This window comes from Enterobacter cloacae complex sp. 2024EL-00214, from assembly GCF_043945575.1.
In the GTDB taxonomy this organism is placed as follows: Bacteria; Pseudomonadota; Gammaproteobacteria; order Enterobacterales; family Enterobacteriaceae; genus Enterobacter; species Enterobacter cloacae_P.
In genome coordinates this window covers 1-19,987 of the sequence record NZ_JBIMRC010000029.1, presented here as the reverse complement: position 1 = coordinate 19,987, position 19,987 = coordinate 1, and the positions used below count along the sequence as shown (strand labels likewise).

Here is a 19,987-nt window from a genome sequence, read left to right as displayed (position 1 = left end):
TATACGCTGCTCTGATGTCCGTGATATGCCCGTCAGAGATGACGAACAAAGGCGTTTATACCTGCATACCGGGCTTCGTTGCCCAGCTCCTGCTCGATGCGCATAAGCTGATTGTATTTTTCAATTCGTTCTCCGCGGCAGGGTGCGCCGGTTTTAAGGTGTCCCGCACGCAGCGCCACCGTCATATCGGCGATAAACGTGTCCATGGTTTCACCGCTGCGGTGCGAAATAAAAGCCCCCCATCCGTTTTCATGACACAGTGAAACTGCGTCAAATGTCTCGCTGAGCGTGCCTATCTGATTAAGTTTAATGAGGGCTGCGCTGGCAAGGTTTTCCTCAATGCCACGGCGGATATACTTCACATTGGTCACGAACAGGTCATCACCGACCAGTTCAGCACGCCCGCCCAGTTTGTCGTGCAGATATTTCCAGCCAGTCCAGTCATCCTCTGCGAGTCCGTCTTCAAGCAGAATTACGGGGAACTGGTTCATCAGTTCCCCGTAATAATCCGTCATCTCTTCAGCACTCAGGGCGCTGTTTTCGGTGCGAAGATGATATTTCCCGTCACGATAAAATTCGCTGGAAGCCGGGTCCATACAGATACTGATGTCTTCCCCCGGACGGTAACCGGCTTTTTCAATGGCCTGAACGATGAATTCCAGAGGCTCTCTGTTTGATGAGACGGCAGGGGCAAATCCGCCTTCATCACCCACCGCAGCAGAGAGATCCCTTGACACAAGGATCTGACGCAGGGCCTGATAGACTTCACTGCCCTGACGAACCGCCTCAGTGAGCGTTGATGCACCGTGCGGTGCTATCATGAACTCCTGAAAGTCAGCGCCCTGACCCCGGGCATGAACGCCACCATTAATAATATTCATGCACGGAACGGGCAGAAGACCGGCATTAAGCCCCCCAAGATAGCGGTACAGTGGCTGACGGGTGACCTGTGCAGCCAGTCTCGCTACTGCCAGCGATACACCCAGAATGGCATTGGCGCCGAGCCGGCTTTTGTTCTCCGTGCCGTCAAGCTCCCGCATAATATTATCCAGCCGCCGCTGCTCCCGCACATCGGCTCCCCTGATGGCATCACAGATTTCAGTATTGACGGCCTTAACAGCATCAAGCACCCCTTTGCCACCAAAACGCCCCGGGTCACCATCGCGGCGCTCAGTTGCCTCCCGCGAACCGGTACTGGCCCCGGAGGGCACTGATGCACGAGCCATCAGCCCGTCAGAAGTCCAGGCATCCACCTCTACAGTGGGGTTACCGCGGGAATCAAGTATTTCGCGAGCGGTGACTTTTTCCAGTATAAAATTCATGGCAATCTCCTGTAACTCAGTCGTAAATGTGTTTAATCAGAACATCCACGTTCAGGTGGTTAACGTATTCAGCTGAACGTGAGGTCAGCGTGCCCATAAACCGGTTACGGTGACCTGCAATCACAAGATCCGCACCGGTATCGGTGATGCATTTCTGTATATCCTCGAAACGCCGCATGGTGACCAGCTCACGGGCGTCAACGTGCTCATCCACCGAGGATGTCAGCTCACTGAGCAGCGCCTTCGCCTGGACAACATCCCTGGAGACGGCATCGTCCATCAGGCTGTCCGAGACATAGTTCATCTCCCGGTAGTCGTTACAGATATGGGCAAGCGTGATTTTCATCTCAAGCAGACGGGACAGAGCCGCCGCCAGTGCGAGAAGGGGAACGCCATCCTCTTTCCCCTGAACCAGAACAAGTGCGTGAGTATAGATTTTCATAGCTGTCTCCGGCCTTGCCTGAGGAAATGTTCGAGCCAGGGCAGAAGTTGTTTCTTGCGGCTGACCATGCCCGGTAAGGAGCATGATGTGGCATTACCGCTCTCCGGTCCGGCGAAATAGAGTGTTGAAAAACACTTATTGATATCGGTTACCATCAGCACGATCAGCCCGGCTCCCGTATTTACCACCATCTGCGCCATCGTATTCCGCAGTTCCTCCAGTAAAGGAGCGACCTGATCAGGTGAGCTCACCTCCAGTTGGGCAATACGCACATCTGTGCCTGCGAGCGAAAAAGTCTTAAGATCTTTATTCAGAATCTGACCGGCCGTCTGTCCGGTGATATCGGTTTTAGCGGCCATAAGGCCGTGAACAAAAGCTTTGTGTTTTATTCCCGACAGCACGAAAAGCTCAGCGGCTGTCCGGATATCGTCTTCCGTCGTGGTGGGTGAATGCAGGTTTACCGTGTCGCTGAGCAGCGCACCAAGAAGCAGGATGCCGAGAGTCGGGGGCATGGTGCGGCGCATTTCTGCATCCATCAGCAACCAGAGTACTGTTGCGCTGCTACCTGCCGGTTTTATCCAGACCTCCAGCGGCAGTAAGGTGGCCAGACCTCCCAGCCGGTGATGATCGATAATTCCGATGATATTACTCTCAGGAAGGTCAGCAGGCCCCTGCGCCGGTTCGGTAAAATCGACCAGCCATACCCGTTCCCTTTTCAGGGGGAAATCGAGAAGGGGGGGCAGGGGGATACCGGCTGTTTCAAAAATATAGCGGGTTTCCGGGTTCGCTTCACCGTTCCTCCACGCACGGGAAGGACGGCCCTGTCGGGAAAGCCAGTCAGCTGTGACAGCGGCGGTACAGATGGCATCACTGTCAGGATTGAGATGACCAAAAACATTAATCAAAGATGTATCCCCGTTAAGGGAAGTATACAGGCCAGAAGGATTTATGAACGGCCTGACATACCTCCTGAAATTCAAGAGTCATATCAGGCGTCATCAGCCCCGGACGGGGCGGTTGGGAAAGGTGGAACGCCATCACCTTGACAATAGTATAAGTCAGAAAAAAGAACCTGTCAGCCAGCTTTTTTCCTTACAGCGAGCCGCTAATGAAACGTAAAATGTAAGGCATTAAAATGATTTTATGCACTGTGAAGCCCTTGACTCAGGTAACCCTAGGCTCTGAACTAACTGTTAATCATGGGCTCCGTTTGGGAAAGTGAAAATATTGTACGTAAGGCGGTTTTTTATATTGCAGTGGCCCGATCAAAGACCGACCGGACCGAGTGCTAACTGTCTCCGAAGATAATTTTTTCGAGATTCTGTAAGTCCTGCTGTGATTGCTCATTGAGATGGACCTCTGCCTTGTCGTACCGGGCACCAACCAGGCACTTCTGGCTAATTGCGTATCTGGTTTTACACCAATAGCCAGCAACACCATCCCCGTCGCCAACACCTCGCCCGTATTCAAACTGAGCTGTAAAAGCTGGGTATCACCCACCTGCGTAATCGCTCCCATACCCGATTGCAAACGCAAATTGACGCCCTTCTGCCGGAGCTCCTGGTGTAATACGGCAATCATCTCGGCATCAAGTGGGGTCATCACTTTGGCACCCAACACCAACAATGTCACCCTGAGCCCCAGATTGACCAGTGCCTCCACCATTTTCAACCCGATACCCCCAGACGACCGTGGCATGTGTTAGCCGATGTTAGTGGATATGCGCCAGAATGTTATTCATATCCGGCAGCATACGCAGAGTAAAGACACCAGGGAAGTCAACGCCCTCCAGGGGAGGACGAATTGCGTTTCGCTGAGCAGGAGTTTTTCATAGCTCTCGTGGCAAACCTCCCCCGTCTGCTCATTCCTGATGTGGACCACTTTCTTGTTAGCCTCGATCTGCAACACCTGATGCTCAATACGGACATCAATGTTGAAACGTTAAATAAAATCCTGCGGTGCTTTCAAAAGCAATTGCTGGCGTTCGGGGATCTCGCCTCCGATGTGATAAGGCAGACCACAGATGGCCAAAGATACATAGGCACCACGCTCTAACAGAATAATCTCGAGCGTTTCCGATAAACGCCGGGCCCTCACTGTAGCCGAAGCTCCCCCAGCCACACCACCGACAATCACTAACATGATTTTACTCATGATCAACACCATTCCATTTCAGCCAACTATAACCCCTGCTTGGTTACAGATGATTTAAAGAGATTTTTAAATAACAGACGCCATTATCTTCCGCTGACGGGAATTCACCGGCCCGGATATTGATCTGAATCGACGGTAACAGAAGTGCCGGGTGGCCAGAGTTTTATCCCGCGCCTGCCGAAGCGCCACAAAGGCGGCCAGATCGTTCCCATCATGGAAATGAATATTGGTCGCCCGCTGTTCGGCTACGCTGCTCTGCCATTGGGGCTCCCTGTCTGCAGGGGATAGTCATGGCACACATATAAACGGGTCTGTGCCGGAAAACTGAGGATCTTACGGATGGAATGATAAAGCTGCTGCGCATCCCCACCCGGGAAATCACAACGCGCGGTGCCCACATCAGGCATAAAAAGGGTATCGCCAAGGAAAATCGCATCAGCAATCTGGAAAGCCATATCTGCTGGCGTATGGCCAGGAACCTGCAACGCCTGCACTGTCAAGCCCCCCAGTTAAAAGGTTTCACCGTCAGTCAGCAGATGGTCAAACTGTGATCCATCCAGTGCAAAGGTGTGCTCAAGGTTAAAAATGGGCTTGAATATCCGCTGAACTTCGACAACTTTTTCGCTGATGGCGATGTTGCCGCCGCCCCTCTCGCGCAAATAATGGGCTGCCGAAAGATGATCGGCATGGGCGTGAGTTTCCAGTAACCAATTGACGGTCAGTTGCTGCTTTTTCACGAAATCTATCAGCCGATCGGCGGAGGTTGTCTGAGTCCGGCCGGATTTCGGATCATAGTCCAGAACCGGATCAATAATGGCCGCAATCCCCCCAGTTCTATCGGCCAGCACGTAGCTGACAGTACTGGTAGCCGGATCGTAAAAACCCTCGATAAGTGGTGTCATGGTGAACTCCTAATCTGGACGTTGCATGATGTATCTTCACACAGGCTCGCTTTGATTATATAATATTATATTATATAAGAATTAAAAGTGTTATCGCGAACGTGGATCAGAACAAAGAGAACTCATGAGTAACGTGTTTATTGGCCATAAAAAAATGCGTGATACCGCCAGTGCAGCCACCGCCGTATTGCGTGCTTTGGCAAATGATGACCGGCTACTGCTGCTGTGCCACCTCAGTCAGAGACAAGCTTCTGTGGGGCACATATAAAGTGCTATGGGGATTGGGCAACTGGCATTGTGACAGACGTTGGAAGTCATTCGACGCCTGCAACTCGTGGCAACGCGCCGTGAGGGAAAACAGTTTTTTTACCGAATTGATGAGCCGAATATGTTGATATTACTCATTACCCTCTATCAACTTTACTGTCAGGAAGATGACACAGAAGGTGTTAACCATGACCATTAATCTGGTGCAATTCACTCCGTTACTGAGTTTCTTAGGGGGGGTATTGATCGGCTGTGCGGCCTGGATATTGCTCCTGTTCTGCGGACGTATTGCAGGGATCAGTGGCATAATCGGGGGTGCGCTCTCAGCGGCTACCCGAGATCGTGGCTGGCGTCTGGCTTTTCTGATCGGCATTATCGTCTCGCCTCTTTTATATGGCCTCGTTCATCCGCTTCCTGTGATCGAGGTTTCTGCCTCCTGGCCTGTCCTGATGATCGCCGGGTTGCTGGTTGGGATCGGAACCCGCTACGGTTCGGGGTGTACCAGCGGCCATGGGGTTTGCGGTCTGTCGCGTTTATCCTCCCGTTCTCTGGTAGCTACGTTGACGTTTATGGGGGTTGCTTTTATCACCGTCTGGCTGATGGGATTGTGGATTTAGTCAAGCTTGCTCGCACAGTAAATCGCTCAAGGGGACATATATGAATCTGTTTTTTTCTCTGTTGGCAGGTGCGATATTCGGCGTTGGATTAATACTCAGCGGCATGGCAAACCCTGCAAAAGTGATTGGTTTTCTGGATATTACCCGCATCTGGGATCCTTCTCTGGCTTTTGTAATGGGTGGAGCCATCAGCGTGGGTTTCTTCGCTTTCCGGTCAGTGAAACGACGCACCCACTCGGTGTGCGGTGGCGCGATAAATCTGCCGACCAGCAAACAGATTGACAAGCGTTTGATTGGAGGGGCTATTCTGTTTGGCATTGGTTGGGGACTGGCGGGCATTTGCCCTGGTCCTGGACTGGTATTACTTGGTGCAGGGATGATCAAAGGTATGGGTTTTGTTGGTGCAATGGTCGCTGGCATGCTGCTTTTTGAACAGCTTGAACGTAAACGAGCGAAGCGTCATGCATCGTAATTCTGCCCCGAACGTTGTCAGCCATCAGTAACGCCTATGGTCATTTCGTTACTGTCAGGTCTGCTCGTGGGAGCAGTGCTCGGCATCACAGGAGCGGGTGGTGGCATTTTTGCCATTCCCACCCTGGTGATGGGCATGGGATGGGCACCACAACAGGCTGCTCCGGTGGCCCTGGTCGCCGTCGCCGGGAGTGCGGCTCTTGGAACCTTTGAGGCCTGGCGCAAGGGCCTGGTGCGCTATCGTGCCGCTATTGTGATAATACTGGCGGGCGTGCCCATGACGAGCGTTGGGTTATGGGTTGCCCACCGAACTTCCCCTGCGTTGCTGAGCCTGCTGTTTGCGGGGGTAATGCTAATCGTCGCGTGGCGATTGGTTCGGGCCCCCGAGATAGTTGCCAGGCATACTTATCCCGTCGAACTGGATGAACACACCGGACGATTTATCTGGGCTGTAAACACATGGTTGCTGTTTCTCATGTTCGGAGCTGTTACCGGTTTTATGACCGGGCTATTAGCCGTGGGTGGAGGATTTATTATCGTCCCGTTATTGCGGCAATTTACCCCCCTTCCTATTCACAGTTGCATCGCAACCTCGCTGATGATTGTCGCATTGGTAAGTATAGGCGGGATTGCAGTGGCAGTGATACAGGGTGCCACTCTGCCCTTGCCTTTTACTCTCTGGTTTGTGCTTAGTGCTGCGACAGGGATGTCGATTGGCCGAAGGCTAAGCCAGCATTTACCTGAACATATTGTGCAGAAGGGGTTTTCCGGACTACTGATCGTCGTTGCCCTGGGGATGGTATTTAATGCCGTTATGATGAAGTTTAGTGGCTAAGATCAATATGATTGCCGACAGAGATATAAAAGCTCAAGGATAATGAATTCCTTGCTTTATTGTTTCGAACTTATCTGTCGCCTGCAATACCACGGGATTGCTATAACCAGCGACGAACCCGTTGCGTATAGCGTTTCCATTCCAACCCGAAACGTTTTCGAAGCTGTTCCTCTTCAATATCGATATGCAATCTGGCAACTACATTGCAAGTTCAAACCTCATCGAGATAGGTTTTATTAATTAATAGCAGAATGAATCGTCACGGACAATCTTGACACTTCCGAGCCAACTATAAAGGTATAAGGCAGAATCGCCTACCGGTTCAGAGTCATTCCATAGTTCCCTTTGGTATGCTGCACACTCCCAGACTCAAGAGGCAAAGCAAAAAATTCTCCACCGGTGAGCAGAGTATATTGCATATGCCAGTTTACGAGTGTATATATAGCATATACCAATAAGGAGCCTTCATGCCAAGACCCAGAATTCCCCGTAACATCTGTGGCCGCCCTGCGGATACCTGTTTTAAGCCCAATGCGCGACCGATGAGCCAGCTTGAACATGTTCATTTAAAAGAAGATGAGTTTGAAGCGTTACGACTGGTCGATTTACTGGGCATGCAACAGCAGGAAGCGGCTGTTGCAATGAGGGTTTCAAGACAGACACTGGCCAATGTCCTGAAAGCGGCCCGTTTTAAGGTTGTGGACTGTCTCACTCAGGGCAAGGCCTTAATAATGCACTCTGAAAGGGAAGGAGTTACACAAGATGATCACAGCCATTCCAGTGAATGACGACCGGGTAGCAAATCATTTTACCAAAGCGAGTCACCTTGTCCTAGTGGATGAGCGCGGTGTGGAGCTCAGCCGGACAGAAAATCCCGCGCTGGGCGCAGATTGTTCAGGTAAACGGAAGCTGGTTGACCTTCTGGTTCAACAGCAGGTCAGCCGCGTTGTGGTCCGTAACATCGGGGAACGGATGCTGGGTAAATTATTGGGGCATCAGATCGCGGTGTACCAGACTGACTGTGGCCGTCGTTTGTTCACTGAACTGTGTGATCCGGATACCCGTGTTCTGACTGAACTGAATAAGCCGGAGCAGGGGCGCCAGTCCTTTAATCATGAGGCGAAAGGGAAAAAATGCTGTAACTCTGACGGGAACACAGCAGAAAATGCGTGCCAGGGTGGGCGTCAGCATCATCACGGAAACGGGCGCTGTTGCCATTCATGAGTTTATTTCATCACGGGCGGTGATTTTTATCAGACCCGTACTGTGTATAAACCAGGAGCCGGAATGAATGATGCCGGGAAAGACACTCAGCTGACTGAATTCCTGATGCCTCCCGTCAGTACAACCGGACGCTGAACAGAAACAGATGAATTGTTATCTTGATGCCAGAAATGCCCATAACTGTTGTATGGTTTGTGGTTCCCTCGACAACAACCCTGATACGGTGAACTTAATGTTTTCAGAATACCCGGATGGATCTGTATGTGCTGACTACACGGCCGATCACAGACATCAGGGGTATACGGGTCTTTTACATGGCGGAATGACGAGTACCTTGCTGGATGCCGCAATGACTCACTGCTTGTTTATGCAGGGAGTGCAGGCCCTGACGGCTGAACTGACTGTCAGATTCATTTCACCCGTTTGTACCGGTGACAAGCTGATGGTCTGTGCCAGACTGCTTGGGCAACGCAGGGGGGTTTACCAGCTCGAAGCATGGCTGGCAAAGGGACAGCAGAAAGTGGCTCGTGCCACGGCGAAATTCATTGTCCCGTCGCAGGATATTGCTCTGGCGCATGGCTAGTGTGGCAGACGCCAGGTGTAACTGGTTATTATAAAAATATGAAGCGTGTTTTGCTCAGACCGGAAAGAATAATGGCATATCGTATATCCCACTTAAACAGTGTAAGAGGTAGTTATGAGTAAACAAATAATTGATATTGGTATTCCTGAATCATCCCGGGTGGAGATTGCAGACGGTCTGTCCCGGCTTCTTGCTGACACCTATACCCTGTATATAAAAACACATTACTATCACTGGAATGTAACTGGCCCCATGTTTAACAGCTTACATTTAATGTTTGAAAATCAATACAATGAGCTGGCCACTGCTGTTGATGATATCGCTGAACGTATACGCTCGCTCGGATGCTTCGCGCCCGGCACATATCATGAATTTTCACGTTTAACAGCGGTTAATGAAGACAAGGATATTCCGGCAGCAAAAAACATGATTGAGAATCTTGTCCAGGGCCAGGAGACTGTGGTTAAAACTGCGCGCTCCCTGTTCCCTGTTGTTAATAATGCGAATGATGAAGCCACAGCAGATCTGCTTACACAACGTATCCAGTTACATGAGAAAACTGCCTGGATGTTGCGCAGCCTGCTTGAATAATGTAAACCGGTGGCAGCAGAAAAAACGGTTTGTCAGCCACAGGCCATTGCTGTCAGTGCAGTACCATCCGTGCTGCCGTGGCTGTTTTTTCTGACCGTAATAGTATAAAAACCGATAAATCAATAAGTTAAACAGTGAACGCGTGAGCGATAAATACAGTCCGGACAGGCATTACCGATGGGTATATCCGGACCACTGTCGCTTTCCCGTTATAATATCGCAGATACCGGCCAGGCTCTTCACAACCTGACAGGGTTAATGCTGCAATGATAAAACGGTTTGCGTGGAAAGCAGGATCACATTATTCGTTGTTATGGCTTCCTTTACCTGTGCCTGCCTGCGGGCAGTAGAGATCATACAAGGTATTTAACAACGTCATGATACGGTTATCCTCAATACGGTAATATACCATTTTACCTGCCCGTCGGGTCTCGACAAGCTTCAGGCGGCGCATTACACCCAGTTGCTGAGACAGGGTCGGCTGAGTGATACCGACTGCAGCTTCCAGCTCGGCCACATTCGCTTCCCCATGGCTTAACTGGCACATCAACAGCAACCGGTCGCTGTTAGCCAGTCCCCGTAAGACATCTGCTGCCCCCAGGGCTGCATTTTTCATATCGGTCTGACGTTTTGTGTCTTCATTCATGGGCATTGCTGGTTTCTCACATTCTGTATTTTTATATAATGTTATTTAGTATACTGATGGTGCCATAATTTTGCCACCGTGTTCGCCAGGTCTGCAGCGTCCAGCTGGCCTGGGTAACTAATTATATCTGGCAGACATTTTGCCCCGAGTGAACAGAGAGGATGTAATGAAAATAGTGATTGTTGGTGGTGTTGCCGGCGGTGCGTCCGCTGCAGCCAGAGCTCGCCGGTTGTCAGAAGATGTCAGTATTGTTGTGTTTGAACGGGGAAGCGATGTCTCTTTCGCCAACTGTGGATTGCCTTATCATATAGGCGGAAAAATTCCGTTACGGCAGTCACTTATTCTTAAGACTCCGGAGGATTTTAAATCCCGCTTTAACATAGACGTCCGTACCTGCCATGAAGTGACGTCAGTGGATCCGGTTAATAAAACAGTGACAGTTAAAAATTTGACCTCAGGTGAGATCCATACCGAAGTATGGGATCGTCTACTCCTCAGTACCGGAGCCGCGCCGGTTGTCCCTCCTTTGCCCGGGCTACAGCAAGAGGGCGTCTTTACGCTCCGAAATCTTACTGACATGGATGCTATCCTGGCGTGGATTGAGCAACATAACGTCGCTCACACCACGCTTGTCGGGGGGGGATTCATCGGACTTGAAGTGATGGAGGCTCTGAGCGAACGGGGGATCCGTGTTACCCTGCTGGAGATGGAGGAACAGGTTATGGCTCCGGTTGATCCTGAAATGGCATCAGCCCTGCATCAGGAAATCCGGAATCATGGCGTGGATCTGCGTCTCAGAACGGCACTCACCGAGGTGCTGCGGACAGAAACGGGATTCCGCGTTGCACTGTCTGACGGTGGCTTTGTGCAGACCGACATGGTTATTCTCGCCATCGGGGTAAAACCTGAGAACAGCCTTGCCACAGTAGCCGGGCTCGAAGTGGGTAAACGGGGAGGTATAAGCGTCAATGCCTGTATGCAGACCAGTATTCCTGACATCTACGCCGTGGGGGATGCAGTTGAAACACCTGACCTTGTCTTTCAGGAACCCGCTAATATTCCTCTGGCTGGGCCCGCCAACCGCCAGGGACGCATTGCTGCTGATAACATGCTTGATCACCACAGCCTTTACCATGGCAGTCAGGGGACATCCATTTGTAAGGTATTTTCGCTGAGTATTGGCAGCGTCGGTGCGAATGAAAAGCAACTGAAAGCCCATGGTACCCGATACGAGAAGGTTTACGTCCATGCTGCTGATCATGCCGGTTACTACCCTGGGGCTACGATGATCAGTCTGAAACTGCTGTTCAGCCCCGATACCGGTAAAATTCTGGGGGCCCAGGCGTCAGGGAAAAAAGGGGTTGATAAACGCATCGATGTTCTGTCTGTCGCGCAGCGCGCGGGACTTACCGTCAACGATCTCGAGCATCTTGAGCTGACTTATGCCCCGCCTTTTAACAGTGCAAGGGACGTTGTTAACCAGGCCGGTATGGTGGCGGCAAATGTCATCAGGGGAGATACGGCCATATGTCATGTCAGCGATGTTTTGCAACGGGAACCGGGCAGTTATTGTTTAGTTGATATTCGTTCTCCTGAAGAACTGAAACAATTTGGCGAATATCCTGATGCGCTATCCATCCCTCTGGATTCTCTGCGGGAGAATCTTGAAAAATTGCCTGTAGATAAAGAGATTTTTATCGGTTGTCAGAGTGGTCTGCGCGGGCATGTGGCATACCGTATTCTGCAGGCTCACGGCTTCCGGACATATAATCTGAGTGGTGGCTTTATAACCTGGCAGGCGGTTATGGAGTCGATGAATCAATAAGAGATGAGGTGCCATACACATGGCACCTCATCTGGTTCTGACGCATTAAGACGTCGCCGGGTAACATACTGTTTTTTTATAATGTTACCTGCCCATGCTTCTGATACGAAAAGCTTTTAAGCGCCTGCACTATCCCATTGATGTTATTGCTCAATGTGTTCGCTGGTATCTGACTTACGCCCTCAGCCTGCGCAATCTCGAAGATATGATGACGGAGCACGTCGTTATCGTTGACCATTCCACTCTTCATCGCTGGGTTATGCGCCTGGCACCGTCGTTCCGCCAGTATAAGCGTAATGTAGGTCGGCGGTGGCGGATGGACGAAACTTACATTAAAATCAAAGGCCAGTGGAAATATCTGTACCGGGAGGTTGATACCGCGGGGCAGACCGTCGACTTCCTGTTGACCGCCAGACGCGACGCTGCGGCTGCCTTACGCTTCTTTCGCAAGGCCATTCGCCACCACGGTGAGCCTGAGTAGACTGGCTCCATGAATCTCCAGACAGTTGGTATCACTTAAATTAGTGATAGTCTTAATACTAGTTTTTAGACTAGTCGTTGGAGTCCGGATGATTGATGTTTTAGGTCCGGAGAAGCGCAGACGGCGCAGCCTTCAGGAAAAAATCGCCATTGTTCAGCAGAGCTTTGAACCCGGTATGACCGTGTTGCTGGTTGCCCGTCAGCATAGTGTTGCTGCCAGTCAGCTGTTCCTGTGGCGTAAGCAGTACCAGGAAGGTAGTCTCACCGCCGTTGCTGTGGGTGAACAGGTTATACCCGCGTCGGAACAGGCATCTGCGATGAAGCAAATTAAAGAGCTACAGCGCCTGCTGGGCAAGAAAACCATGGAAAACGAGCTGCTGAAAGAAGCCGTTGAATATGGCCGACAAAAAAGTGGATAGCGCACGTGCCCTTGCTGCCGGAGGATGGCGAATAAGCCTTGTCAGCTGTTGGCTACGGGTCTCACGTGCGCAACTGCATGCTATGGCTCGTCGGTCGAAGAACTGGCAGGAGCGTCGACGCAAGCGCAAGCCTGATGATATTGAAGCTCTGGATCGTATCCATACCGTTATCGGCGATCTGCCTACGTATGGTTATCGTCGGGTGTGGGCACTGCTGCGCAGACAATCAGAAACGGACGACATGGCGGTGATCAATGCCAAACGCGTATACTGAATCATGCGTAAGAATGCGCTGTTTGCTTGAGCGTAAACCGGCAATACCGCCCTTGAAGCCGGCGCATACAGGGAAGGTAGGACTGGAGCCTAAACATACGGCGGTACGTAGCCCGGAAAGCAACGGGATGGCAGAGAGCTTCGTGAAAACGATGAAGCGGGATTACATCAGCATCATACCGAAGCCGGACGGGTTAACAGCGGTAAAGAACTTTGCAGAGGCCTTCGAACATTACAACGAATGGCATCCGCATAGTGCACTGGGGTATCGTTAGCCACGGGAATATCTACGGCGGCGAACCAGTAATGGGTTAAGCGATAAAAAGTGTCTGGAAATATAGGGACTAATCTACTGAGGTTGTAACCATCGATAAAAGCGGTGCCAACATGGCGGCGCTGGCCACACTCAACGCCAGTAAACCTGAAGAAGAAACCATCACCATCAGGCAGAGTAAATACCTGAACAACCTGATTGAGCAGGACCATCGGAATATCAAACGCCGAATACGACAGATACTGGGGTTCAAATCATTTCGGCGAGCGCAGACGATAATGGAGGGCATTGAGTTAGTGCATATGATACGTAAAGGGCAATATCAGCATCCCGCTGAAGAGCCTTTATCACCGGCGGAACAATTTTACCTGTTGGTTGCCTAAAATATAGACAGCGCAATAATTACTGACTTGTCTACGCTAATGCGACAGAACCCAACGAGCTGGATTGCCAATCGGCGAAGACCTCTACGGCAGAAAATCCGAGCGTAACAACGAGCGGCCAATACAGCTTCGCTCCGGTTGAGTTGCCATGAATATGGCCATCGTGTGCTTACATGATTTTGATTCCGTTTATTTTACAAAAGCCCCCAGATGATCTTGACGGCGGTCCCTAACAGGACGAATCCAATGATGTATTTAAGCTGTTGCCCTTTGAGTTTTTCGCTCATTAACCACGCGCCAAATGCAGCCCCTCCCGCCGATGCGATACCGGTGGCACCGACCAGCGAATAATCCATTCCCGAAAGCGTTGCGTGGGCAAAGAAACCGGTCAGAGAAGCAAACACGACCACGAAAGAAGCGGTTGCTGACGCCCGTTTGGGTTCCAGCCCGGCCCCCACGAGTGCCGGGACGATGATGCTGCCACCTCCAACCCCTAACAGGCCACCGACAAAACCCGCAACACCGCCAAGGGACAAACTACTCAACATCTGGCTTCGCGCACTACGCTGAATTCCAGAAGATTTTGGCGCGTACAACAACATCATGAGGCTGGCAAAAATAAGAAAACCGGAGAACAGCCACAGTAGAAAATGGCGGTCTAACCTTTGGCTGACATGAACCCCGATTGGCGACAAAACCACGGCCACAATCAAAATGGGGAGTGCCAACCGCCATTCGACCAAACGCTTGCGAATGAATGTCGTTGTCGACACGCTCGTCGATATGGCATTCAGAAGCAAGGCGGTGGCCATCGCTGCATGAATTTCGACCCCTAGTGCCAAGAAGATCGGAACCAGAATAAAAGCGGCTCCGACTCCGGCCATGGCCATGATAGCGGTTAGAAAAAACGTTGCAACGGCAGCGATGGCAAGCATTTCAATTCCTTAGCAAAATGAGGATACAGTATGTCCAGCCAGTTTTTCCTGGCAAGGAATGCAAAGCCGTCCCGCTTCCGTGTCGATCAGTTTATCGACAAAGACACGTTCCCCACATTTGGCGCATAGTTCCGTGTCAAAGCAGCTTTTACCGCGTGGAAGTTCAAACGGCTTCTTTAGCCCGATATCGAGAAACATTTCTTCCGGCATCGATATGACCTTGTTAACCAGGGGGTCAGTGACTTCGGCGGGAATATCCTGTGGCGCTATGCCTTGTTTGCGTTGGGCAACAAAAGGCGAGTTGAGCATGTTGCCGAAAAACTCGTCCTTTAGCCGTACACGTACTGAGCGCCCGGTCTTCACGTCTATCAGAGTGAAAGCCATCTTGTTGTAATAGCGCTTCTCGATGTTCGACTTGCCGTAGGTGCATCCCGTAGCCGACATTACGCCATCCAGAAAGCATCCCGCAGCATGGCCTTTCCCTGTTTCTGCTATGACATGCAGCTCCTTGTCTTCTGCCCGTTCCACACCGAGCGCTCTCATCGCTGCTTGCGCAGCACGGTAGCCTAAAGGCATTGCTGGACACTTATGGCCGTGAAAGACCATCGCCGCTTCGAATTCATCGTGTGTCATTACTCTATCTCCTTCGTGAGTCGCGTAGCTTCCTGATGAAGCCACTATCTTGAAGACGAATGAACTCGCAAAAGGATGCAGAAATTTTCTTCGAGATTGATTTCAGTAATCCTCACGCCGAGGTGCGTGGTAACAAGCCCGACCACTGTAGTCAAAGTGCACTTGGCAATTACGTATCAACACCTCGCGCAACCGCTGACGAATTCTCCGTAACCTAGACTTCACGACGGAAAGACTTAACTCATGAGTATCGGCAAATTCTTGCTTACAAATGCTGTGCTGGGGGCAGTTTGGATATCGAATCTATGGTCACTCCCGTTTTTGCAACACTGATTTTCGACGATATCATTGGCTTGCTTAAATCTATCCAGCGTCAGAATCGCGCCACGATGAGTTCTGCGCCTGATGAACCTCAGAAAAATCATACGGCTTCAGATGAGCCATTCCGATATACAGGTTCTTCAACAGGCCGGTCGGCCGTTTGTATCATCAATGATCAGCATTCGCAAACCAGATAGGTGATTGTTTAAAAATTTATTGTTAGAGACTTACGACGCGAACGTCTGTTGTCGCGTCGTAAGCACCCAGGCTATCCTGGCCAGCTTGTTTGCGAGTGCGCAGGTCACAACAAAGTTGCTTTTTCTGCACATTAATTCCCTGGCCCAGTTTGCCTTTCTGGTGTTCTAGTTTTTGTTTTTTGTATGAACACTCTGGGGCACTGGACCAGTAATATTCGGATCTTTTTGTTGCCTCGTTTGCTGATCCCCAACAGAGTTGTTCGACCACCGGTGCTGTACTCACGTGGAAGCAGCCCCGTTGCCGCTGCGAAGTCACGACTACTGGCGTAGTGTTTCCCATCGCCAAGCTCAGTGGAAATAGTACTGACCGTGAGCGTTCCCACACAGGGAATGGTCAATAGACGTTGGCCACAACAGCCTGCCAGTACCTTCTGCGCTCAACCAACATACAAACCCAACGGCTGAATGAGTCATTCCTTTTCTCAGCGCCAATAAGCACTGAAAGATCCCCCTGTACCAAGAGCGTTCGCAGATACGAATAACCGGCTTTTGTGATCCTGCCGAGCTTCGGCTTTCCGCCGCTGCTGTATTGTGATTGCGTCAGTCCCAGCCAGGCGGCCAGTTGACGTCCATTTTTAAAATCATGTGCATTACCGATACTGGCGACCAGCGCACAGGCAGTTGTGGGGCCAACGCCCTTTAGCTCCATCAGCCGCTGACTGCGATGATCTGTTTTGGCCATGCGGGACAAAATTCGGTCATATTCAGTGATGTTAGCTTCAATGTGTTCCAGCAAATCATCAACACATTGCTGAACCTGAAGCGGTAAAGAGCTCTTCTGCACAGAAACTATGTGGCGCAGGGCATCAGTATTTTGTGGCGCGATGACACCGAATTCAGATATCAATCCTCGCAGACGATTATACGTTGCTGTTTTCTCTTCTATGAAACCCTGACGGGTGCGGTGTAAGCATTGCATTGCATCGCCTGCTGGCTTTCGTCCTTCACGGGTACAAATCGCATATGTGGGCGACGAACCGCTTCACAGATAGCCTGAGCATCAGCTGCATCATTCTTCCCTGATTTGCCGGCCATGCGGTAAGTAGACACAAATTTAGCGGCCATCAGACGTGGCTCATGACCATACTGCCGAAATAACCTTGCCAAGTAGTGAGCCCCAGAGCATGCTTCCATCCCGATAACACAGGGAGGCAAACCTGCAATGGACTCAGGAAGAGCAGCACGCGAAACTTTAGGTTTAACCAGAACAGTTCTGCCATTCTGATCAACACCGTGAACAGCAAACACATTTTTAGCAAGATCGATACCGACAGTCGTGATAGTCATAACGAATTACTCCGGGACGATGTGTACCCCATGATTGCACAAGAGTTAATCAGGCGCATAATCAGGGAAAGTCCCTTCCATTCGTTAAGATGATTTTTTGTACGGTTATGGCCCGATCAAAGACCGAGCCGAATGGGTTAACTCTCACCGAAGATAATTTTCTCGAGATCCTGCAAGTCCTGCTGTGATTGCTCGTTAAGGTTGGCCTCTGTTTTGTCGTACCAGCTAAGTAACTTCTGGCCAAGTGGTGTCAAAACCGAGCCTCCACCTTTGCTGCCGCCTGTTGACGTGATGACCACGGGCTTACCTATCCCTTTGTTTAACGTATCAATCAGGAGCCACGCCCTTTTATAGGGTATACCCAAATCTTTTGCGGCGGCTGACAGGGAATGAAACCCATCTATAGCGCGCAATAGATCGATTTTACCCGGCCCCAGCGAGATGTTGTCATTAATGTAAATTCGGGGTCTGACCAAAATAAAATCAGATATAAGCGCTTTTTTATTCATCCTGATACCTTTCTCGAAATTATTTTTGCCGGGTGTGTTTGAACGTTTTGATGGCGGAGATAAGAAGGATCACCCCAAGTAAAGTCATAAGTACTTTAACCGGGAACAGGCCGACCAGAAGTCCGCCAATTGCCGCACCAATCACAGATCCGATGACCATCCATACAAACAGCGGCCTTTCTTTTTTCAGAATCTGGAAAGCATCTGCATTTGTATAACGGGAAAAACCAACAATCATTGTGGGCAGGCTAATCATCAATGACAGGCTTCCGGCCAGTTTGATATCAACCCCGAACAGGATAACGATTGTGGGGATCAGAAGCTCACCGCCTGCCACACCGAGCAATGCTGCGACTATCCCGATAAAGAACCCTGAAATCACACCTGCAATAATTGTGGCAATACCGGGTTGAAATAACCCGCCGGAAATACTGTGCAGTGGTAGCCATGCTTCTGAGAACATGACGAACGACAGTAAAACAAGGAGGAGCAGAATGATTCTGTCCAGCCAGATTCTGGACATCTTAATGGCGCGGCCTGCGGCCCACCATGCCCCAATAAGACTTCCTGCCAGTAAATTCATGACAATATCAAGATGCTCTACCAACTGATCGGTGGCTATCGATTTTGTGCGGAAAATTAGAGCGATAGCGACAACAGCGAGGCTCATTGCTTTGTTAAAGATGACGGCTTCCAGGGTGGGTATTTTGAAACTACCGATCAGGACGGGAAGGCGAAACTCAGCCCCACCGAGCCCAATCAGCCCTCCTAAAGCCCCAATTACCGCGCCTGAGAAAAAACCTTTTCCATTCCTTTTTGAAACTGATGACATGCATTCCTCTCTGATTCGTTATGTCATTCTTGACATAACGATGAGCATAGCATTTCAGATGATAAGTTTGATAGTACGTTGTATAGGCGGGAATTGATCCAGCTTAAAGCTGATTCAATCAGTACCGGTGATTTTATTAAGCGCCTGTATCCGACAAACCTGAGAAGAACTGTAGCCGGTTGCTTCTGCTGTCTCCCGTATACTGAGTTTCTTAACCTGTCGGTAGTACAACACCTTCTGGTGTCGTTCACTGTCTGCCTGCTTGCCCCGGTATTTACCCAGGGAATGAGCACGCTCAATTCCCTGTTGCTGTCGCTGGCGACGACTCAGCCAGTCCTTATGCGACATTGCGGCCATCAGATCGATCAACATATTGTTGATCGCCGTGATAACTGCGCGGGTTATCGGGTCAGCCTGTGAAGGATCTTTATCTGACAGAGCCTGCCATGAAGTTGGGACGTCAAGACTGACGATCCGCAGTTCATGTTGCTCAATCTGCTTTTTCAGCGTCATCCAGTCGCTGTTGCTCAGACGGGTCAGACGGTCTATCTGCTCGACAAGTAAAATATCATTGTGGTGACTGTCCATTAGCAGGCGTCCCAGCTCCGGGCGGTCGAGTTTTGTTCCGCTGATATTCTCCCGGTAGTAACTGGCTATTTTATACCCTCGTTCCTGAACGAACTGCTCCAGCATATCTTTTGCTCGATCGGCAAACTGATCTTCCGTCGACGCTCTCAAATAAGCTCTGATGAACATTTTTTCACCGCATTATCGCTTTTAGGTTATTGCATTTATTCTATCGCATATAGGTTATGTCATTCATCGTGTACCGTCACGTTTTTATTATGGCGTCAGGGTGTACCCTATTGCTACAGGTAAGCCTGTTCAAAAAACAGGCTTACCGTACAATAATTCTCTATATCCAAACTGACCCCTGTAACAGCCTTTCTGGCTGTTTGTATATAATTATGAAAAAATGGTGAGTAGAGTTTCAGGGTAACAGGGGATGCTTATGTCGGTTTTCCACAACTGGCTACTTGAGATCGCATGTGAGAATTACTTCGTCTACATCAAACGCCTTTCCGCCAACGATACCGGCGCAACAGGTGGTCACCAGGTAGGGCTTTATATCCCTTCAGGTATCGTTGAAAAACTCTTTCCGTCTATCAACCATACCCGTGAACTGAACCCTTCGGTTTTTCTCACCGCACATGTGTCATCGCATGATTGCCCTGACAGCGAAGCCCGGGCAATTTATTATAACAGCCGTCATTTTGGTAAAACCCGGAATGAAAAAAGGATTACCCGCTGGGGTAGAGGCAGCCCACTTCAGAATCCTGAAAATACAGGGGCTCTGACGCTCCTGGCTTTCAAGCTTGGGAAGGTGCGAATAAGCAGGTCATTTCTTCCCAAGCTGACTCGCTGATTAAAATTTCGCGGATCTGGGCCGATTTTTTTCCCGCAAACACATCGAATCAGCCTATTTAGGCTATTTTTTCCACCAT

At 50.3% G+C, this 19,987-nt stretch carries 21 protein-coding genes, 8 pseudogenes and 1 riboswitch; of the genes and pseudogenes, 13 read left to right on the top strand and 16 right to left on the bottom strand.

Going from position 1 to position 19,987, the window contains the following annotated elements; genetic code table 11:
• Positions 1–32 precede the first annotated feature (32 nt).
• From eno to ACHHZ6_RS22920, 7 genes are all read right to left on the bottom strand, one after another.
• On the bottom strand, positions 33–1,322 hold the full coding sequence (gene eno, locus ACHHZ6_RS22950) for a phosphopyruvate hydratase (RefSeq protein ID WP_032951272.1): 1,290 nt from the start codon (positions 1,320–1,322) through the stop codon (positions 33–35).
• 16 nt (positions 1,323–1,338) lie between these two features.
• Positions 1,339–1,764, bottom strand: a complete 426-nt coding sequence (locus ACHHZ6_RS22945) for a universal stress protein (protein ID WP_009652877.1) — start codon at positions 1,762–1,764, stop codon at positions 1,339–1,341.
• The gene (locus ACHHZ6_RS22940; protein WP_032951275.1) at positions 1,761–2,669 is read right to left on the bottom strand and encodes a DHHA2 domain-containing protein; all 909 of its coding nucleotides are present in this window, start codon (positions 2,667–2,669) and stop codon (positions 1,761–1,763) included. Before ACHHZ6_RS22940 ends, ACHHZ6_RS22945 begins: the two co-directional genes overlap by 4 nt.
• Positions 2,670–2,746: 77 nt before the next feature.
• Positions 2,747–2,815, bottom strand: a riboswitch (Fluoride riboswitch).
• Between the two features lie 146 nt (positions 2,816–2,961).
• A complete protein-coding gene (locus ACHHZ6_RS22935) occupies positions 2,962–3,462 on the bottom strand; it encodes an FAD/NAD(P)-binding oxidoreductase (protein WP_052544833.1) in 501 nt (166 codons plus the stop codon).
• 243 nt (positions 3,463–3,705) lie between these two features.
• Positions 3,706–3,918, bottom strand: coding sequence for a hypothetical protein (locus tag ACHHZ6_RS22930; RefSeq protein WP_223195099.1), 213 nt, complete (start codon positions 3,916–3,918; stop codon positions 3,706–3,708).
• A 245-nt stretch (positions 3,919–4,163) separates the two neighbouring features.
• Positions 4,164–4,412, bottom strand: coding sequence for a hypothetical protein (locus ACHHZ6_RS22925; RefSeq protein ID WP_230320615.1), 249 nt, complete (start codon positions 4,410–4,412; stop codon positions 4,164–4,166).
• A 15-nt stretch (positions 4,413–4,427) separates the two neighbouring features.
• A complete protein-coding gene (locus ACHHZ6_RS22920; RefSeq protein WP_223226816.1) occupies positions 4,428–4,820 on the bottom strand; it encodes an MBL fold metallo-hydrolase in 393 nt (130 codons plus the stop codon).
• A 154-nt stretch (positions 4,821–4,974) separates the two neighbouring features.
• Between ACHHZ6_RS22920 and ACHHZ6_RS22915 the strand changes: the two are divergent.
• From ACHHZ6_RS22915 to ACHHZ6_RS22880, 8 genes and pseudogenes are all read left to right on the top strand, one after another.
• Positions 4,975–5,286 (top strand): annotated as a pseudogene (locus ACHHZ6_RS22915) (metalloregulator ArsR/SmtB family transcription factor).
• Positions 5,276–5,704 carry a YeeE/YedE family protein gene (locus tag ACHHZ6_RS22910; protein WP_032951277.1) on the top strand — a complete coding sequence of 143 codons (429 nt, stop codon included), beginning with the start codon at positions 5,276–5,278 and terminating at the stop codon, positions 5,702–5,704. Before ACHHZ6_RS22915 ends, ACHHZ6_RS22910 begins: the two are co-directional and overlap by 11 nt.
• 40 nt (positions 5,705–5,744) lie before the next feature.
• Positions 5,745–6,176, top strand: coding sequence for a DUF6691 family protein (locus ACHHZ6_RS22905; RefSeq protein WP_032951278.1), 432 nt, complete (start codon positions 5,745–5,747; stop codon positions 6,174–6,176).
• Positions 6,177–6,212: 36 nt separating this feature from the next.
• Positions 6,213–7,010, top strand: a complete 798-nt coding sequence (locus ACHHZ6_RS22900) for a sulfite exporter TauE/SafE family protein (RefSeq protein WP_009652868.1) — start codon at positions 6,213–6,215, stop codon at positions 7,008–7,010.
• Between the two features lie 467 nt (positions 7,011–7,477).
• Positions 7,478–7,798 carry a DUF134 domain-containing protein gene (locus ACHHZ6_RS22895; RefSeq protein ID WP_032951283.1) on the top strand — a complete coding sequence of 107 codons (321 nt, stop codon included), beginning with the start codon at positions 7,478–7,480 and terminating at the stop codon, positions 7,796–7,798.
• On the top strand, positions 7,773–8,234 hold the full coding sequence (locus ACHHZ6_RS22890; protein ID WP_009652880.1) for a NifB/NifX family molybdenum-iron cluster-binding protein: 462 nt from the start codon (positions 7,773–7,775) through the stop codon (positions 8,232–8,234). The genes ACHHZ6_RS22895 and ACHHZ6_RS22890 overlap by 26 nt, the downstream gene beginning before the upstream one ends.
• A 145-nt stretch (positions 8,235–8,379) precedes the next feature.
• Entirely contained in the window at positions 8,380–8,817 is a 438-nt protein-coding gene (locus ACHHZ6_RS22885) for a PaaI family thioesterase (RefSeq protein WP_032951285.1), read from the top strand.
• A gap of 114 nt (positions 8,818–8,931) precedes the next feature.
• A complete protein-coding gene (locus ACHHZ6_RS22880; protein ID WP_009652867.1) occupies positions 8,932–9,408 on the top strand; it encodes a Dps family protein in 477 nt (158 codons plus the stop codon).
• Between the two features lie 301 nt (positions 9,409–9,709).
• Here the strand turns inward: ACHHZ6_RS22880 and ACHHZ6_RS22875 are convergent, their stop codons facing one another.
• Positions 9,710–10,060 carry a helix-turn-helix transcriptional regulator gene (locus ACHHZ6_RS22875; protein ID WP_032951288.1) on the bottom strand — a complete coding sequence of 117 codons (351 nt, stop codon included), beginning with the start codon at positions 10,058–10,060 and terminating at the stop codon, positions 9,710–9,712.
• Positions 10,061–10,220: 160 nt separating this feature from the next.
• On the opposite strand from ACHHZ6_RS22875, the gene ACHHZ6_RS22870 reads away from it, so the two are divergent.
• The 4 genes and pseudogenes from ACHHZ6_RS22870 to ACHHZ6_RS22855 all read left to right on the top strand — a co-directional run.
• Positions 10,221–11,879, top strand: a complete 1,659-nt coding sequence (locus ACHHZ6_RS22870; protein ID WP_009652879.1) for an FAD-dependent oxidoreductase — start codon at positions 10,221–10,223, stop codon at positions 11,877–11,879.
• 94 nt (positions 11,880–11,973) lie between these two features.
• Positions 11,974–12,357 (top strand): annotated as a pseudogene (locus ACHHZ6_RS22865) (IS6 family transposase); the annotation flags it as partial.
• 91 nt (positions 12,358–12,448) lie between these two features.
• Positions 12,449–13,392, top strand: a pseudogene (locus ACHHZ6_RS22860) (integrase core domain-containing protein).
• A 13-nt stretch (positions 13,393–13,405) separates the two neighbouring features.
• Positions 13,406–13,708: pseudogene (locus tag ACHHZ6_RS22855) on the top strand (DDE-type integrase/transposase/recombinase); the annotation flags it as partial.
• 194 nt (positions 13,709–13,902) lie between these two features.
• Here the strand turns inward: ACHHZ6_RS22855 and ACHHZ6_RS22850 are convergent.
• The 7 genes and pseudogenes from ACHHZ6_RS22850 to ACHHZ6_RS22820 form a co-directional block, all read right to left on the bottom strand.
• A complete protein-coding gene (locus ACHHZ6_RS22850; RefSeq protein ID WP_032951290.1) occupies positions 13,903–14,643 on the bottom strand; it encodes a sulfite exporter TauE/SafE family protein in 741 nt (246 codons plus the stop codon).
• A 9-nt stretch (positions 14,644–14,652) separates the two neighbouring features.
• On the bottom strand, positions 14,653–15,276 hold the full coding sequence (locus ACHHZ6_RS22845; protein ID WP_007372374.1) for an FmdE family protein: 624 nt from the start codon (positions 15,274–15,276) through the stop codon (positions 14,653–14,655).
• Between the two features lie 548 nt (positions 15,277–15,824).
• Positions 15,825–16,204, bottom strand: a pseudogene (locus ACHHZ6_RS22840) (transposase); the annotation flags it as partial.
• Positions 16,201–17,141, bottom strand: a pseudogene (locus ACHHZ6_RS22835) (IS110 family transposase); the annotation flags it as partial. The pseudogenes ACHHZ6_RS22840 and ACHHZ6_RS22835, both read right to left, overlap by 4 nt.
• Positions 17,142–17,278: 137 nt before the next feature.
• Positions 17,279–17,650: a winged helix-turn-helix domain-containing protein gene (locus ACHHZ6_RS22830; protein WP_009651828.1), complete on the bottom strand. Its 372-nt coding sequence runs from the start codon at positions 17,648–17,650 to the stop codon at positions 17,279–17,281.
• 19 nt (positions 17,651–17,669) lie between these two features.
• Positions 17,670–18,482, bottom strand: a complete 813-nt coding sequence (locus tag ACHHZ6_RS22825) for a sulfite exporter TauE/SafE family protein (protein ID WP_007372378.1) — start codon at positions 18,480–18,482, stop codon at positions 17,670–17,672.
• A gap of 114 nt (positions 18,483–18,596) precedes the next feature.
• Complete coding sequence (locus tag ACHHZ6_RS22820; protein ID WP_009651826.1) at positions 18,597–19,238, bottom strand: recombinase family protein; 642 nt, start codon at positions 19,236–19,238, stop codon at positions 18,597–18,599.
• A 256-nt stretch (positions 19,239–19,494) separates the two neighbouring features.
• On the opposite strand from ACHHZ6_RS22820, the pseudogene ACHHZ6_RS22815 reads away from it, so the two are divergent.
• A pseudogene (locus ACHHZ6_RS22815) lies at positions 19,495–19,860 on the top strand (EcoRII N-terminal effector-binding domain-containing protein); the annotation flags it as partial.
• On the opposite strand, the pseudogene ACHHZ6_RS22810 reads toward ACHHZ6_RS22815, so the two are convergent.
• Positions 19,812–19,987, bottom strand: a pseudogene (locus ACHHZ6_RS22810) (EAL domain-containing protein); the annotation flags it as partial. The pseudogenes ACHHZ6_RS22815 and ACHHZ6_RS22810 overlap by 49 nt on opposite strands.

Bases quoted from the DNA above. Each gene is read 5' to 3' on its own strand.
- ACHHZ6_RS22885 (WP_032951285.1), top strand. From the start codon at position 8,380: ATGAATTGTTATCTTGATGCCAGAAATGCCCATAACTGTTGTATGGTT.
- ACHHZ6_RS22935 (WP_052544833.1), bottom strand. From the start codon at position 3,462: ATGCCACGGTCGTCTGGGGGTATCGGGTTGAAAATGGTGGAGGCACTG.
- ACHHZ6_RS22920 (WP_223226816.1), bottom strand. From the start codon at position 4,820: ATGACACCACTTATCGAGGGTTTTTACGATCCGGCTACCAGTACTGTC.
- ACHHZ6_RS22870 (WP_009652879.1), top strand. From the start codon at position 10,221: ATGAAAATAGTGATTGTTGGTGGTGTTGCCGGCGGTGCGTCCGCTGCA.
- ACHHZ6_RS22825 (WP_007372378.1), bottom strand. From the start codon at position 18,482: ATGTCATCAGTTTCAAAAAGGAATGGAAAAGGTTTTTTCTCAGGCGCG.
- ACHHZ6_RS22905 (WP_032951278.1), top strand. From the start codon at position 5,745: ATGAATCTGTTTTTTTCTCTGTTGGCAGGTGCGATATTCGGCGTTGGA.
- eno (WP_032951272.1), bottom strand. From the start codon at position 1,322: ATGAATTTTATACTGGAAAAAGTCACCGCTCGCGAAATACTTGATTCC.
- ACHHZ6_RS22910 (WP_032951277.1), top strand. From the start codon at position 5,276: ATGACCATTAATCTGGTGCAATTCACTCCGTTACTGAGTTTCTTAGGG.
- ACHHZ6_RS22890 (WP_009652880.1), top strand. From the start codon at position 7,773: ATGATCACAGCCATTCCAGTGAATGACGACCGGGTAGCAAATCATTTT.
- ACHHZ6_RS22830 (WP_009651828.1), bottom strand. From the start codon at position 17,650: ATGAATAAAAAAGCGCTTATATCTGATTTTATTTTGGTCAGACCCCGA.
- ACHHZ6_RS22900 (WP_009652868.1), top strand. From the start codon at position 6,213: ATGGTCATTTCGTTACTGTCAGGTCTGCTCGTGGGAGCAGTGCTCGGC.
- ACHHZ6_RS22880 (WP_009652867.1), top strand. From the start codon at position 8,932: ATGAGTAAACAAATAATTGATATTGGTATTCCTGAATCATCCCGGGTG.
- ACHHZ6_RS22945 (WP_009652877.1), bottom strand. From the start codon at position 1,764: ATGAAAATCTATACTCACGCACTTGTTCTGGTTCAGGGGAAAGAGGAT.
- ACHHZ6_RS22875 (WP_032951288.1), bottom strand. From the start codon at position 10,060: ATGCCCATGAATGAAGACACAAAACGTCAGACCGATATGAAAAATGCA.
- ACHHZ6_RS22895 (WP_032951283.1), top strand. From the start codon at position 7,478: ATGCCAAGACCCAGAATTCCCCGTAACATCTGTGGCCGCCCTGCGGAT.
- ACHHZ6_RS22820 (WP_009651826.1), bottom strand. From the start codon at position 19,238: ATGTTCATCAGAGCTTATTTGAGAGCGTCGACGGAAGATCAGTTTGCC.
- ACHHZ6_RS22850 (WP_032951290.1), bottom strand. From the start codon at position 14,643: ATGCTTGCCATCGCTGCCGTTGCAACGTTTTTTCTAACCGCTATCATG.
- ACHHZ6_RS22930 (WP_223195099.1), bottom strand. From the start codon at position 3,918: ATGAGTAAAATCATGTTAGTGATTGTCGGTGGTGTGGCTGGGGGAGCT.
- ACHHZ6_RS22845 (WP_007372374.1), bottom strand. From the start codon at position 15,276: ATGACACACGATGAATTCGAAGCGGCGATGGTCTTTCACGGCCATAAG.